The 14,932-nt window shown below is 62.5% G+C and carries 14 protein-coding genes; 3 read left to right on the top strand and 11 right to left on the bottom strand.

Annotated elements, in window-relative coordinates:
• Positions 1-46: 46 nt before the first annotated feature.
• From V4T21_RS16650 to V4T21_RS16690, 9 genes are all read right to left on the bottom strand, one after another.
• Positions 47-496, bottom strand: coding sequence for a GtrA family protein (locus V4T21_RS16650; protein ID WP_332718907.1), 450 nt, complete (start codon positions 494-496; stop codon positions 47-49).
• Positions 493-1,971: a UbiA family prenyltransferase gene (locus V4T21_RS16655; RefSeq protein ID WP_332718909.1), complete on the bottom strand. Its 1,479-nt coding sequence runs from the start codon at positions 1,969-1,971 to the stop codon at positions 493-495. The genes V4T21_RS16650 and V4T21_RS16655 overlap by 4 nt, the downstream gene beginning before the upstream one ends.
• A gap of 176 nt (positions 1,972-2,147) precedes the next feature.
• On the bottom strand, positions 2,148-2,846 hold the full coding sequence (gene phoB, locus V4T21_RS16660) for a phosphate regulon transcriptional regulator PhoB (protein WP_332718911.1): 699 nt from the start codon (positions 2,844-2,846) through the stop codon (positions 2,148-2,150).
• A 4-nt stretch (positions 2,847-2,850) separates the two neighbouring features.
• The gene (phoU, locus tag V4T21_RS16665; protein WP_332718913.1) at positions 2,851-3,558 is read right to left on the bottom strand and encodes a phosphate signaling complex protein PhoU; all 708 of its coding nucleotides are present in this window, start codon (positions 3,556-3,558) and stop codon (positions 2,851-2,853) included.
• Positions 3,559-3,571: 13 nt separating this feature from the next.
• Positions 3,572-4,396 (bottom strand): phosphate ABC transporter ATP-binding protein PstB, encoded by an 825-nt coding sequence (gene pstB / locus V4T21_RS16670; protein ID WP_332718915.1) that lies wholly within the window; start codon positions 4,394-4,396, stop codon positions 3,572-3,574.
• A 35-nt stretch (positions 4,397-4,431) separates the two neighbouring features.
• Positions 4,432-5,799: a phosphate ABC transporter permease PstA gene (gene pstA, locus V4T21_RS16675; protein ID WP_332718917.1), complete on the bottom strand. Its 1,368-nt coding sequence runs from the start codon at positions 5,797-5,799 to the stop codon at positions 4,432-4,434.
• On the bottom strand, positions 5,799-7,172 hold the full coding sequence (gene pstC, locus V4T21_RS16680; protein WP_332718919.1) for a phosphate ABC transporter permease subunit PstC: 1,374 nt from the start codon (positions 7,170-7,172) through the stop codon (positions 5,799-5,801). The genes pstA and pstC overlap by 1 nt, the downstream gene beginning before the upstream one ends.
• 85 nt (positions 7,173-7,257) lie before the next feature.
• Complete coding sequence (locus V4T21_RS16685; protein WP_332718921.1) at positions 7,258-8,262, bottom strand: PstS family phosphate ABC transporter substrate-binding protein; 1,005 nt, start codon at positions 8,260-8,262, stop codon at positions 7,258-7,260.
• A gap of 298 nt (positions 8,263-8,560) precedes the next feature.
• Positions 8,561-9,811 carry a sensor histidine kinase gene (locus tag V4T21_RS16690; protein WP_332718924.1) on the bottom strand — a complete coding sequence of 417 codons (1,251 nt, stop codon included), beginning with the start codon at positions 9,809-9,811 and terminating at the stop codon, positions 8,561-8,563.
• A gap of 137 nt (positions 9,812-9,948) precedes the next feature.
• Between V4T21_RS16690 and ppk2 the strand changes: the two genes are divergently transcribed.
• Both ppk2 and V4T21_RS16700 read left to right on the top strand, forming a co-directional pair.
• Positions 9,949-10,788 carry a polyphosphate kinase 2 gene (gene ppk2, locus V4T21_RS16695; RefSeq protein WP_332718926.1) on the top strand — a complete coding sequence of 280 codons (840 nt, stop codon included), beginning with the start codon at positions 9,949-9,951 and terminating at the stop codon, positions 10,786-10,788.
• Positions 10,789-10,825: 37 nt separating this feature from the next.
• Positions 10,826-11,734 (top strand): sugar kinase, encoded by a 909-nt coding sequence (locus V4T21_RS16700; RefSeq protein ID WP_332718928.1) that lies wholly within the window; start codon positions 10,826-10,828, stop codon positions 11,732-11,734.
• Here the strand turns inward: V4T21_RS16700 and V4T21_RS16705 are convergent.
• Both V4T21_RS16705 and V4T21_RS16710 read right to left on the bottom strand, forming a co-directional pair.
• On the bottom strand, positions 11,731-13,005 hold the full coding sequence (locus V4T21_RS16705; RefSeq protein WP_332718930.1) for a DUF3422 family protein: 1,275 nt from the start codon (positions 13,003-13,005) through the stop codon (positions 11,731-11,733). The genes V4T21_RS16700 and V4T21_RS16705 overlap by 4 nt on opposite strands.
• Before the next feature lie 89 nt (positions 13,006-13,094).
• A complete protein-coding gene (locus V4T21_RS16710; protein ID WP_332718932.1) occupies positions 13,095-13,637 on the bottom strand; it encodes a DUF924 family protein in 543 nt (180 codons plus the stop codon).
• A gap of 114 nt (positions 13,638-13,751) precedes the next feature.
• On the opposite strand from V4T21_RS16710, the gene V4T21_RS16715 reads away from it, so the two are divergent.
• Positions 13,752-14,849, top strand: a complete 1,098-nt coding sequence (locus V4T21_RS16715) for an ATP-dependent DNA helicase (protein WP_332718935.1) — start codon at positions 13,752-13,754, stop codon at positions 14,847-14,849.
• The last annotated feature ends 83 nt before the right edge of the window (positions 14,850-14,932 follow it).

A 14,932-nucleotide genomic window follows, 5' to 3' on the forward strand; every position in this document is an offset into this window, starting at 1 on the left:
GATCACTTCTGGATGTGTTCCCGAGTAGGCGCTTAAAATAGACTCGTCAAGTCAGGTTTTCGGCACGATCGGGATGGCGGGCCGAGGCGACCCGGAAACTGAGATATTTGTGGCCGAGGAAATTTACTACCGCGCCGACCGCAATGCCAGTGCCGTGTGCAATCGCTTCGGGCAGAAGCCACGAGCCGATGAGCGGCAGGAGATGGTCGAGAAGCCCGATGGAAACGCCCATGACAACGACGGCGCCGACGGCGTTGACCGTGAGGAACAGGCCGGCCTGCACCGCGACCGGCTGGGCCGAATTGGGAAATACATAGGTGCGATAGAGCGTGAAGCCGGCGCTCATGCCGATGAGATAGGCCACGAACACCGCCGCCGGGAACGGCATCAGCATCGAGAGCGGAAAACGCACCAGCCAGTTGATGGCCGCCGCCAGCCCGCCCAGCAGGAGAAACCTGACGAGCTGGGGGAGTTTGAGGAAGGCCTGAGGACTCATATGCCGATCCAGGCGAGGAAGAAGCCGAGCGCCAGGCCGGCGGCGAGCATCAGGCTCTTGAGGTCTTTCATGGCGAAGGCGACGGGATCGTCGTTGAGTTCGCCCCGAAAGCACAGCATCCAGATGCGGCCGATCCACAGGAACAGCGCGGCGGGCATCAGCCAGAGCCAGATGGAATCGGAGTAGAAATCGGCGGCGAGCGCGTCCTGGGTGAGATAGAGCACCAGGATCAAAACCGAGCCGATGCCGCTGGCGACGCCCATGGCCATGATGAAGGGCGCGTCGGTGGTGAAATATCCCCTGCCCCCGACCTTGCCTACGCCGCCCTTGTCGGCGAGGCGCTGGACCTCGGTGTTGCGCTTGGCAAAGGACAGCGACGCGAAAAGGAACATCGAGAAGACCAGCAGCCAGGGCGAGGCCATGACGCCGACCGCGACGATGCCCAGCACCAGCCGCAGAGTGAAAAGCACAGCGAGAGTGAAGGCATCGAGAATGGGCTTGCGCTTGATGCCCATGGAATAGGCGACAGTCAGCACGAGATAGGCGGCGAGCGTTGCAACGACCAACGGATTGACGAGACTACCCAGTGCGAAGGCGGCGAGCATGGCGACCGGGATGGCGGCGACGGCTTCGGCGATGGCCATGCGGCCAGAGGCGAGCGGCCGGTTGCGCTTGGACCAGTGGCGGCGGTCGTCGGCGATGTCCCAGAGATCGTTGAGGAGATAAGTGGCCGAAGCGAGGATGCCCAGGGCGAGGAAGGCGAGGCCAGCACTGGCCCAGGCGGAAGGATCGAGCATCTTACCGCCGAGCATTAGCGGCACGAAAACGAGGGCGTTCTTTGCCCATTGATGGGGTCGGGCGGCCTTGATCCAGTCCTTCAACCGCGCTGGGCGGGCGATGGCGTGCTCGACCGTTGTAAGGCGGGTTGCGGCGCGTGAGACGCGGCCATTGGTTTCGACCAGAACCGCGCCCCCGGCGATGCGCCAGACATTGAGATCGGAAGCGCAATCGCCGGCGTAAACGAAGCCTTCGGGAAACATTTCGGCCAGCCGGGCGGCCTTGGCGCGGCCCTTGAGATTTGTGGCACCATCGGACGCTATGGTCTTGTCGATGAAAGCAAAACGCCGGGCGATGCGCATGGCGAGCAGGCTATCGGCGGCCGTCGCGAGAACGATCTGGCGGCCTTTGGCTTTTTCGGCTTCGGCGTAGGCGACGACCGCGTCGTTGACCGGAAGATCGTCCACCTCAAGGGTGACCCGGCTGGCCAGCTGTTGCTTCAAATACGCCTTGCCCTTGAGCAGCCAGAGCGTGATCAGAAACAGGCTGAAAGGGTTCTGCTTGAGATAGGCGAACACCGTTTCATGTAGCAGATCGGTGCGGATCAGGGTGTTGTCGAGGTCGAGGACCAGTGGCAGGAGGCCCGAACGCTCCTGTCCGGAACTGGCTTGTTTGACGGCAATGGCTGATCTGGGCATGGCATCCACACTCGCACCGGAATTGATCCGTTATCGCGGGCGCGGAGAGCGGGCGCAAAGAAAAGCGCAAATGAGCGTTAATGCGACATGCTTACGGACAAAAATAAACCGGCTGCGACATTTACGTTTTGTCGAGCCGGTTTAATCAAATGCAATTGAGTTCGATAAAATTGCAGCTAAACGACTACGAATTTTTCATCGAATGCGTAGCCCGCGCCGCGCACGGTGCGGATGGGGTCCTTGGCGCGGCCCTTGTTGATGGCCTTGCGCAGGCGGCCCACATGAACGTCCACCGTGCGCTCGTCGACATAGACATCGGTGCCCCAGACGCCGTCGAGAAGCTGTTCGCGCGAATAGACGCGACCCGGATTGCCCATGAGATATTCGAGCAGGCGGTATTCGGTGGGACCGAGATGAACTTCCTTGCCTGAGCGGCGCACGCGATGGGTGGTCCGATCCAGCTCGATATCGCCGGCCTTGAGCACGGCGGCGATGAGCTGGGGGTTGGACCGGCGCAGGAGGGCGTTGATGCGGGCCATCAATTCAGGGAGCGAGAAGGGTTTGACGACGTAATCGTCGGCCCCGGTCGCCAGCCCCCGCACCCTCTCTTCTTCCTCGCCGCGGGCGGTGAGCATGATGATGGGGATGCGGGCGGTGTCGGTGCGGGCGCGGATGCGGCGGCAGATTTCGATGCCCGAGGTGCCCGGCAGCATCCAGTCAAGCAGGATGATATCAGGCGTGGTCTCGGCGATGCGCAGCATCGCTTCCTCGGAATCCTCGGCGGTGGCGACTGCGAAGTTTTCGGCCTCGAGATTGTAGCGCAGCAATTCGACGAGATCGGCTTCGTCCTCGACGACAAGAACCTGTGGCGTCATACGGTCAGCCCTTGATCTGCTCGCGCTTTACATCCTCGGCATCGGCGGTCAGTGACTTGCCGGTCGCGAGGAAATAAGCCTGTTCGGCAATGTTGGTGGAGTGATCGCCGACGCGTTCAAGGTTCTTGCCGCAGAACAGAAGATGCGTGCACATGGTGATGTTGCGCGGGTCTTCCATCATGTAGGTCAGAAGCTCGCGGAACAGCGACACATAGAGCGCATCGACTTCGGTATCGCGTTCGAAGACGTCGACGGCCATGTCCTTGTCGCGGGCGGCGAACGCATCGAGCGCCAGCTTGACCTGGCGCAGGGCCAGTTCGCCCATATGGCGCAATCCGTTCTTGAACTGAACGGACATGGCGAGCCCTTCGATCTGGGTCGAACGACGGGCGGTCGACTTGGCCATGTCGCCGATCCGCTCAAGATCGTTGGCGACGTGGATCGAGGCGATCACGAGGCGCAAATCCTGGGCCATGGGCTGGCGCCGCGCGATGATCGACACGGCCATGTCATCGACCTGGGTCTGCATCGCATCGATCTTCTTGTCGGCGGCGATGGTGGCGAGCGCAAGCTCGCTATCGGACCGGATCAGTGCCTCGGTGGCGTTGACGATGGCCTTTTCGACAAGGCCGCCCATTTCGGAAATGGTGCGCGCCAGTTCGGTCAATTCGTCTTCGTAGGAGGTTACGATGTGTTCTGTGGACGGGGGCATCTGACGTTCCTCCTCAGCCGATACGGCCAGTGATATAATCCTGCGTGCGCTTTTCCCGCGGATTGGTGAAAATCTCTTCGGTCGGACCTTCCTCGATCAGCTTGCCCAGGTGGAAGAAAGCCGTCTTCTGGCTGACACGGGCAGCCTGCTGCATGGAGTGGGTGACGATGACGATCGTATAATTGCTGCGCAGCTCGTCGATCAGTTCCTCGATGATCGCTGTGGCGATCGGATCGAGGGCCGAACAGGGCTCGTCCATCAGGATCACTTCGGGGCCCACCGCGATGGCGCGCGCGATGCACAGGCGCTGTTGCTGCCCGCCCGAGAGGCCGGTGCCGGGCTGGTGCAGCCGATCCTTGACCTCCTCGAACAGACCCGCCTTCTGGAGCGAAGTGATGACGATCTCCTCAAGGTCGGCCTTGTTGCGGGCCAGCCCGTGGATCTTGGGACCGTAGGCGACGTTTTCGAAGATCGACTTGGGGAACGGGTTGGGCTTTTGAAACACCATGCCGATCCGGGCACGCAGTTCGACGACGTCGAGGCTGGTATCATAGAGATTGTCGCCATCGAGCGAAATCTCGCCGGTCACGCGCGCGCCTTCGATGGTGTCGTTCATGCGGTTGATGCAGCGCAGGAACGTGGACTTGCCGCAGCCCGAGGGACCGATAAAGGCCGACACAGACTTTTCGGGGATATCGATGGAGACGTCGAACAACGCCTGCTTGTCGCCGTAGAACACCGAAACGTCCTTGGCCTTGAGGCGGGCGGGATGGGCGTTGGGGTCGGGCGTACGCACCGTCTGATGCACGCCAGCGGCTTCGGGTTGGGTCGCAGACATTTCTTGCGAACTCCTCGCGGTCACATTGATTGAGGTCATTGCTTACGCTCCAAACGGCTGCGCAGGAAAATTGCGATGGCGTTGAGCATGATCATCAGTGCCAGCAGAACCATGATGGCCGCCGATGTTCGCGCTTCGAAGAAATTGCGGTTCTCATTGCCCTGCCAGAGGAAGATCTGGACCGGCAGCGCCGTCGCCTGATCGACCGGGCTCGATGGGATCTGGGCGACGAAGGCGTTCATGCCGATCAGCAGCAGCGGAGCGGTTTCCCCCAGTGCCTGGGCAACCCCGATGATGGTCGCGGTCAGGATCGAGGGGAAGGTGACCGGCAGGATGTGGTGGAACACCATCTGGGTTCTGGATGCACCCATGCCGAGCGCCGCCTGACGCAGCGACTGGGGCACGCCCTTGAGGGCGGCGCGCGTCGCGATGATGATGGTTGGCAGGGTCATGAGCGTGAGCACCAGACCGCCGACCAGTGGAGCGGATAATGGCAGGCGGAAATAGTTGATGAACACCGCCGCGCCGAGCAGACCGAAGACGATGGAAGGCACCGCCGCGAGATTGTTGATGTTGACCTCGATCAAATCGGTCAGGCGCGATCTGGGTGCGAATTCCTCGAGATAGATGGCGCTGGACACCCCGATGGGCACCGCCAGGAGGATGACGATGAGCATCATATAGAGCGAACCCATGAACGCACCGGCCAGACCCGCCGAGGCCGGAGCGGCGCGGCTGTCCACATTGCTCAGGATCGACCAGGAGAAGCCCATGTGGATGGTGCCGTTCTCGTAAAGATAATCGGCAAGCTGGCGAGCGGGAGCAGAAAGCTGCTGCTGGGCATCGCCGAGGTCACGATTGATTGCGCCCTTGAGCCAGTTGTCCGCATTGGCCGAAGCGAGAAGCTCCACCGGCACGGTTCTACCCAGGAAATTGGTATTGCCCACGAACATTTCGCGCAGGCGGTGCCGCTCGCTGGTTTCGACGATCGAGAGCAATTGGCGCTGGTCGATCTCGATTTCGGGCGGGGTGACCCGCCGCACGGCGTCCTCGACGATCAGGTTCCAGTTGAGCATGGCCACCTGGCGTTCCCAGGCGAGGGTCGCGGCGCGGAAATCGGCATCCGATTGTCCTGCCTGGCGTTCCGGCGCGGGATCGACGTCGATCACTTCGGGGTCGAAGGTAACATCGAGGGTGATGTAAGACTGCTGAAAGGCCGGAATGCCCTTGGAGAGGATGGTGCCGAACAACACAGCCACGAAGCCGAGCGCGAGAAAGATGGCCAGAAGGCCCGCGCTGCGGAAGATCAACTCGGTGCGGTGACGGCGGTTCAGGCCCTTGTGGACCAGGGCGCGGCGATCGCGGGCAGTAGCGTCTTGCGATTTCGAAGCGATGTCGGACATCAGTCGTACTGCTCCCGGAAGCGGCGGACGATATAGAGCGCGACGACGTTGAGACACAGCGTCATCACAAAGAGGGTAAGACCGAGCGCGAAGGCCACCAGCGACTGCGGCCCGGTGAAGTCGGTATCGCCGGTGAGCTGGTTGACGATCGAAACGGTCACCGTCGAAGTCGGCTCGAACGGATTGGCGCGCAGCACGGGGCTGTTGCCGGCCGCAAGCACCACGATCATGGTTTCACCGATGGCGCGGGAAACCGCGAGCAGGAACGCGCCGACGATGCCCGGCAGCGCGGCTGGCAGCAGCACGCGGCGGATGGTTTCCGACTTGGTGGCGCCCAGACCGAACGAACCGTCGCGAAGCGAGACCGGCACCTGATTGAGGATGTCGTCGGAAAGCGAAGAGATGAAGGGGATGATCATCACCCCCATGACGAGGCCGGCCGTAAGGGCGCTGGTCCCGCGGATATCGACGCCGATAACGGCACCAAGGCCGGCAAGGAACGGGCCAACGGTGGTCAGCGCGAAAAAGCCGTAAACGATGGTGGGGATGCCCGCGAGGATTTCGACGATCGGCTTGACCACGGCCCGAACGCGAGGCGTGGCGTACTGGTTGAGATAGATCGCGGCCATAAGGCCGATGGGAAGCGCGACCAGCATTGCGATGACGGCAATCATCGTCGTGCCCCAGAGGAGCGGCAAAAGCCCGTAGCTCCCGCTGCCGCCACCGGTGGAGGAAAATACGGGGTTCCAAACGGTGCCGAAGAAGAAATCGAGCGGATTGACGAAGGTGAAGAAGCGGATGGCTTCCGTAACGAGCGAAGCGACGATGCCCACCGTCGTCAGGATCGCGATGGCCGAACAGGCGATCAGCAGCAGCGTTATGGCGCGCTCGACCTCGTTGCGGGCCCGCAGACGGGGCGTGATGCGACGGCGCGCGAAGAGCAGAGCCAGGATGGCACACCCGGCGGCGGCACCGATGACGATGAGCGTCACGATCAACTGGAAGCGCGCCAGCGCGTCGGCTGCGACCGCTTCATAGTCTGCAACCTCACCAGCGACCCCATAGCCGGAGGCCAGGGCGCGCACGCGGTTGGTGGCAGTGAAAAGCTGGTTGCCTCCCGCCGACACGATTTCGGCAGGCAGCAGGGAAGTGATGTAGTTGTTGATGACGGTGTTGCCGAACAGGGCCCACAGGCCCAGGATCAACACGGCTGGCGCAAGGGCCCAGATGGCCGTCAGCGCCCCGTGGTAGTGGAGGCGGGAGTGAAGCCGCCCCTCGCCGGCGACTGCGAGCGCCCGGCTGCGAGACCAGCCCACCTGATAGGCCAAGCCGAGGATGACGAGCAAGATGAGCGCGATCAGCAGGGAATTCAAATCGCCTATCCTTCAATCAAGGGTTGGGCCAAGCCGCAAAGGTCGCGCCCTTTAAGGGCGCGACCAGATTGTAGAGTAGGAGTCTTTATTCGCCAGCGAAAGAAGCGCGAACTTCTTCGGTGGTTTCGACCGGCTGCGGGATCAGACCAGCAGCTTCGAGCGTGCCGCCCGAGCCGATCATGGCGTCGGAAAGGAAGAACTCGACATATTCCTGGAGACCCGGAACGACGCCGATGTGCTCGCCCTTGACGTAGAAGAACAGTGGACGCGACACGGGATATTCGCCAGCAGCGATGGTTTCGAGCGTCGGCTCGACGCCGTCGATGGTGGCAACCTTGAGGGTGTCACGGTTCTGATCGTAGAAGGACAGACCGAACACGCCCATGGTGTTGGGATCGGCCTGGAGGCGGGCCAGAGTTTCGGTGTAGTCGCCAGCGATTTCGACGACGACGTCCTGACGGAGCGTGGTGCAAGCTTCTTCAGCAGCGCCTTCCGGCAGACCGACTGCTTCACAGCCAGCAGCGACGACGTTATCGTCGAACACTTCACGAGTGCCGTGGTTGGTGCCGGGGATCGCGAGGGCGATCGGCTGATCAGGAAGCGAACCGTCGATTTCCGACCAGTTGGTGTAGGGATTGGTGACGAGTTCGCCGTCGACGGGAACTTCGGCAGCAATAGCCTGGTAGATGTGGGCCGGCGTCAGGGCAAAATCGCCAGCGTCGGCGGACACGGCAAAGACGATACCGTCAAAGCCGAACTGAACTTCACGGACGTCTTCGACGCCAGCGGTGGTGCAGGCTTCGAGTTCGCCTTCACGGATGGGGCGCGAAGCATTGGCGATGTCGATGGTGTTGTCGCCGACGCCTTCACAGAACTGGCTGAAGCCACCACCGGTGCCGCCCGAACCGACGACCGGAGTGTTGAATTCGGGGAAAACGGCGCCGAACTCTTCGGCGACGATCGAGGCGAACGGCAGAACCGTCGAGGAGCCGGCAATCTGAATGGTGTCGCGGGTCTGAGCCTGAACGGCGGTAGCGCCGAAAGCGGCGACCACGGCAAGCGCGGCGCTGGCGTAAAGTGCGGTTTTCATGTCTCTGATCTTCCTTCGTGTCAGAAGCGTCCGGGCGTGAGCCCCCTGGGTCGGATGAGACCTGCCATCGTGGCGGCGCCATCTCGAAAACGGGGGCAACCTAGGACCTGCGGCTAAAGGTTATATGTCAATTTAATGACGTTTCGGTGACAGCGCAAGAGACTGATAACATTGCATAAATGAGAGAACCGGCTGTGGAAACAGCCGGCCGAAAAACACGTGTGACAATGGCCGCCAGGGCGCGCGCCCGCCTCTTGCCCCGTCGCAAAAGCGCTATCGGCGTTTTGCCGATAACACCCTAACGGGGCAGCAGAATTTCCACGCGCGTCCCCTCCCCCAGCCGCGAGCGGATCGAGAGCTGGCCGTGGTGACGGGCGACGATATGCTTGACGATGGCGAGCCCCAGGCCGGTGCCCTTCTTCTTGCGGTTCGCCTCCACCTCGACGCGGTAGAAGCGCTCGGTAAGGCGCGGCACGTGCTCCTCGGAAATCCCCGCCCCGAAATCGGTGACGGTGATGGCGTGGTGAGTGCCGTTGCGGCTGCCGCCGGCGATCAGCGCGATCTCGACCTTTCCCCCTTCGGCGCCGTATTTTATGGCGTTTTCGGCAAGATTTTCGACGACCTCGAACAACTCCTTCCGATCACCCATGACGGTGACGGTTTCCTCGGGCAATTGGAGATCGAGTTTGAGATTTTCGGCTTCGAGCTTGGGTTCGAGCCCCTCCGAGACCTCGCGCAACAGGAGGTTGAGATTGACCTCGGTGGTGGGCTTCACGTGTTGGCGCAATTCGATGCGCGAGAGGGAGAGCAGATCGTCGATCAACCCCGACATGCGCTCGGACTGCGAGCGCATGATGCCCAGGAACCGGCCGCGTGCGGCCTCGTCCTTGGCGGCGGGGCCTTGCAGCGTATCGATGAACCCCATGAGCGAGGTCAACGGCGTGCGCAGCTCGTGGCTGGCATTGGCGATGAAATCGGTCCGCATGCGATCGATGCGCTTCTGCTCGGTGAAATCATAGAGCGTAATGACGAGGAAAAAGCGCTCGGTTTCGTCGGGCGCATAGGGAACCAGCGAGGCGCGATACCAGGTGTCGTTGGGCACTGCGATATGGAGCCTGGTCGATTGGGGCAAGCCCGTTTCCACCGCCGCGTCGATAGCATCCACCAGATCGGGGTCGCGCAGGGTGAAGGCCAGCGGATCGCCCTGGCGGGCGCGTGGAAACTGGGCGGCGGCGGCGGCGTTGTGATAGATCAGGACCGCGCGTTCGTTGATGATGAGGCAGGGTTCGGTGAGCACATCGGCGAATTGTTCAACCGAGGGATCGAGCCCGAGCGGGAGTTCCGGGCTTTCCTCGTCCTCGACCTCTCCGGCCGAAAAACGGGCGGCGATGGCCGTGACCGCCGCGATGGCCGCAATGGCCAGGCCGGTTTCAACGAGCGCAAGGCGGCCAAAGACGGCCAGCACCACAACAACCAGAATGGCGCCACCGCCGGCAAGCAAGGGCGAGGCCCATACGGCCCGCCGACCTCCCTGAGGACGCGTGCTCACGCTTTGTCCAGTGCTCATTGAATAGGAATCATTGATCATGACAATGGCCATATCGTGCATGCATGACAATGGCATGATGTGACAAGGTTCTGCCGCACCATGACAAATTCGCCATGAAAGCCCGAAAGGAGGCGCCGATGAACGGGTTCGATCTGGAAAACCCAAAGCTGGACCGGAGCATCAAGGAGCGTGCGCTGGAAAGCGGGGGATATCCCTATGACGACACCCTGGATACCGACCGCTACGAAGCGCATCTGCGGGCGCTTCAGATCGAGCTGGTCAAGCTCCAGAGCCATCTGATCGCAACCGGGGAGCGGGTGCTGGCGCTGTTCGAGGGGCGCGACGCCGCCGGCAAGGGCGGCACCATCAAGCGGTTTCTCGAAAACCTCAACCCGCGCAATGCCCGCACCGTGGCGCTGCCCAAGCCCTCGGACCGGGAGGCGAGCCTTTGGTACTTCCAGCGCTATGTGGCCAATCTGCCGGCGGGCGGGGAAATCGCGCTGTTCGACCGCTCCTGGTACAACCGGGCCGTGGTGGAGCCCGTCATGGGGTTCTGCACGCCGAACGAAACCAGGACCTTTCTGCGTGAAGCGCCGGCGTTCGAGCGGATCATCGGGCAGGATGGCATGCATTTTTTCAAGTTCTGGCTGGAAATCGGCCGGGAAATGCAGCTCAAGCGGTTTCACGAGCGGCGGCACGATCCGGTGAAGGTCTGGAAACTGTCTCCTGTGGATATGAAGGCGCTCGAAAAATGGGACGAATATACCGCTGCCCGCAACGAGATGTTCATCGCTACCGACACTCCCGATACGCCCTGGACGGTGATCCGGGCCAATGACAAGAAGCGGGCGCGGATCGCGGCGATCCAGTCGGTGCTCTGGCCTATCGCTTATGAGGACAAGGATTTTTCGGCGATCGGGGAAATCGACCACAGGATCGTCATGTCGCCAGAGGCCTTTCTCGCGAGCGCCGGATAGGGTATGGGCGCGGGGCATGTCGCATGAGGAGGCCAGAATGGGCAAAAGAGCCGTTTCCATCGGGGAAGCGATGATCGAAATGAGCGGAGGCGCGGGCGGCAATTACCGGCTCGGGTTCGCCGGCGATACGCTCAACACCGCCTATTACCTCAATGCCCTTTTGGAGCCGGACTGGTCGGTGGGTTATTTTACGGCCGTCGGGGACGATCTCTATTCGCGCCAGATGATCGATTTCATCGCCGGCACCGGGATCGATACGCAATCGATCGCCACGATTTCGGGCAAGCGAGCCGGGCTTTACATGATCCATCAGGCCGATGGCGACCGGCATTTCACCTATTGGCGGGACAGTTCGGCGGCCAAGCTTCTGGCCGAGGATGCCGCCGCGCTAGAGGCCGCGCTGGCCGGGGCCGATCTCATTTATTTTTCCGGCATCACGCTTGCGATCCTCGCCGAACCGGCGCGCCAGCGGCTGATCGCGGCGATCGGGGAGCGGCGCGGGGCCGGCGCGAAGGTGGCGTTCGATCCCAATATCCGGCCCGCGCTGTGGCCCGACAAGGAGAGCGTCGCCAAGGCTTTGACGGCGGCGGCGAAGGTTTCGAGCATTGTCTTGCCGACCCATGCCGATGAAGTGCCCTATTTCGGCGACGCCGATGCGCGGGCGACGGCGGACCGGTATCTGGCAGCAGGCTGCGAGGAAGTGGTGGTCAAGAACGGGGGCGACCCGGCGCTCGTGGTCACGCGCGAGGGCTCCTGGGACGTGGGCGCCCGCCGGGTAGAAACCGTTGTGGATGCGACGGGTGCGGGCGACAGCTTCAACGGCGCCTATCTCGCGGCCCGGCTGGCCGGCACGCCGCCGATGGAGGCAGCCGAGGCCGGGCATGCGACGGCCTCCATCGTCATCGGGCATCACGGGGCGCTGGCGCCGAAAGAGGCTCTTTCCTAATGCTTTGAGCTCTTTTCGAACCCCCGGCGGATGGCGCGGAGGCCCAGGAATACGGCAACCAGGGCGAGCGGGGAGAGGATCGAAATCACCAGCGTCTTGTTCCAGCCCGTCGCTTCGAGCGGGCCGGCCAGGGCGTAGCCCAGGATGCCGATCAGATAGTAGGTGATGGCGATCGTGGAGAGCCCTTCAACGGTGTGCTGGAGCCGGAACTGGCTGCGCGCCGTCTCGGCGATGGTATCGAGCACCGATTTGTTCTGGATCTGCATATCGAGGCTGATGCGCACGTTGAGCAGTTCCACGGCGCGTTCGAGCTTTTGCGACAGGACCACGAGGCGCTTGTCCATGGCCTCGCACGTGGCCAGCGCCGGCTCGACCCGGTTGCCGATGAAGCTCGAAAGCGAAGATCCCTGCCCCAGCGTTTCCTCGCGCAGCTTTTCAAGCCGGCGCTTGAGGATGGCGCCATAGGCGTAGGCGGCGGCGAAACGGTAGTTGAGCTGCTCGGAAATCTGGCCCGAGCGCACCGAGAGATCGTGGAGCTTCTTGAGCCGATCCTGTACGGCCTCGGTGGTTTCGACCTCCGAGAGGTCGGTCATTACATCGGTCAATTCCATCTCGACGGCGCGCAGGGCCGGGCCGGTCTGGCGGGCCAGCGGCAGGGCCAAAAGCGCCATAGTGCGATAGGTCTCGACCTCCAGAATCCGGCGCAGCGTGATCGCCCGGCGCAGGGGCGAGAGCTTGCCGGCGGCAAATTCGAAGCGGATGAACTTGTCTGCATCGGGCACGAAATCGGCGGCGAGCTGGGCGTTGCCGTATTCGATGGAAACCAGGCACAGGCTGGTGGGATTGAACGAGGGCAGCACGCGTTCCGGCAGGACCGGCTCGTCCATCATGTCGACGCGCATGGCGCCCACCAGCCGGGCTTCGTCCAAGGCTTCGAGGCCGATGTCGTCGGGCCAGTTCACAGTGTCGTCGAGCGCCGAATACCAGGTGATGGTGATGAATTCGGTGTGGAATTCCCAACTCACCACCCGGTCAGGCGTCGAGAACTGGTATTGCCGGCTTCCCTCGTCACTCAGGGCATAACCCTTTGCCGCTGAAAAATCGCGGAACTGAGAAATCGCCGCCCCCATGGCGCCCGAACGGGTGGGCACGGCCAGCACCAACCGGCGCACGCGCATGTTGGGGGCGACCAGTTCGACCGGGCGGGCGTGCAGTTCGGCCAGAACCGCGTCACGATAGGGGTGTTCGGCGATGGGTGCGGTGCTCGTCATCAAAAAGCTCCGGGAGGGTAAGGCTTCTTTTAGCGCCGGAAAGTTTGGCAACCCATTCGCCTTTCGTGCGGTGCGCGCTTTTGCCCCGCTTAATAGGCCTGCCCCTCGCGCTCCTTCATATAGGCGATCTCCTCGGGGGTGGAGGTTCGCCCCAATGCCGCGTTGCGGAAAGGGAAGCGACCGAAGCGGGAGATGGTATCGTGGTGCTCGAGGGCATAAGGCAGGTATTGGTCATCGCCCAGCGACTGGAACAGCCGCACCGATTCCTCCTGGATCACCGGCGATTCCGAATGCTCGAAGGGCATGAAGACGAAGAGCTTTTCAGGGATGGTGAGGTCGGCGTCGAGCCCGCCGTAAACGATCTCCTGGGCGAGTGCCAGCGCCATGGGATCGGCGGCGAAGGCCTTGGCATCGCCCCGGTGGAGTTGGCGGGAGAGCTGGTCGAGAAGGATGATTTCGGCAACCCGGCCCCGGGCGGTCTGCCGCCATGGCCAGAGTTCGCCGCGCACGGCCCTCGCGTGGACATCGCCCAGACGCGCTGCGCAGCGGGCATCGAATTCGAGATCGCCGGAATACCAATCGGTCGGCCCGTGTTCGACGAACCAGAAATCGAGGACGTCTTCAGCCTGCATCGCGCTCTCCAATTCCGCTTTTGTTCACATTTTGGGTTTCGCGAGCCGGCCGGCGCCGCGATACTGGCGGGAAAGTGATTCCCTTTATCGACTTTTCCGGAGTGTGTCGCACAAATGGTGGTCTGGTCCAGCCAGCAGGATGAGGCCTTGAAGGCCGTTGCCGCGTGGCTCAAGGATGAGAACGGCCCGCAGGTGTTTCGCCTGTTCGGCTGGGCGGGGACGGGCAAATCGACCCTGGCCCGACATCTGGCCAAGGATGTGGAGACGGTGAAATACGCCGCCTTCACCGGCAAAGCGGCGCTGGTGATGCGCAAGCGCGGATGCAAGGGCGCCTCGACCATCCATTCGCTGATCTACACCCGGGTGAGCGAAAAGGAGGGCGAGCCGCGTTTCGTGCTCGATCCGGAATCGGCGGCGGGGGAAGCCGATCTGATCGTCATCGACGAGGTTTCGATGGTCGACGAGGTGCTGGGCACCGACCTTCTGAGTTTCGGGACCAAGGTGCTGGTGCTGGGCGATCCGTTCCAATTGCCGCCGGTGCAGGGCGAGGGTTTCTTCACAGCCCAGGAACCGGACGTGATGCTGACGGAAATCCACCGGCAGGCGCAGGACAATCCGATCGTGAAACTCTCGCTCGATATCCGCGAGGGGCGCGGGCTGGACTATGGCACCTATGGCGAGAGCAAGGTGGTTTCGCGCCGCGAGGTGGACCAGTCCGAGGTGCTGGGCGCCGATCAGGTGCTGGTGGGGCGCAACAAGACGCGGCTGCACTACAACAATCGCATCCGCGAGCTTCGGGGGCTGCCGGCCGATATCCCCGTCAAGGGCGACAGGCTGGTGTGCCTGAGGAACAATCCGCAAAAACGGCTGCTCAACGGGCAGATCTGGACGCTGAGCGACATTCGGAAGCGGGCGGGCGGCACGCTGGAGATGACAATCGACCCCGAGGAGGCCGATCGCACTTCGGTGCAGACCAAGGTGCGGGCGCATCAGAGCTTTTTCACCGGCGAAGACGCGGAAATGAGCTGGCAGTTGCGCCGGCAGTATGACGAATTCACCTATGGCTATTGTCTCACCGTGCACAAGGCGCAGGGCAGCCAGTGGGACAATGTTTATCTGTTCGACGAGAGCTTCGTGTTCCGTGAAGAGGCGCAGCGGTGGCTCTATACGGGGATAACCCGGGCGGCGGAGCGGATCACGGTGGTGCGGTAGGGCGCTGTTCCGGAGGCAGGCGCAGGCTCCGCACGCGGTGCCCGCTGCGGTTGTGAACGATTTGTAGACGGCATGGGGCGATG

This window comes from Pelagibacterium mangrovi, assembly GCF_036662815.1.
Classification (GTDB): domain Bacteria; phylum Pseudomonadota; class Alphaproteobacteria; order Rhizobiales; family Devosiaceae; genus Pelagibacterium; species Pelagibacterium mangrovi.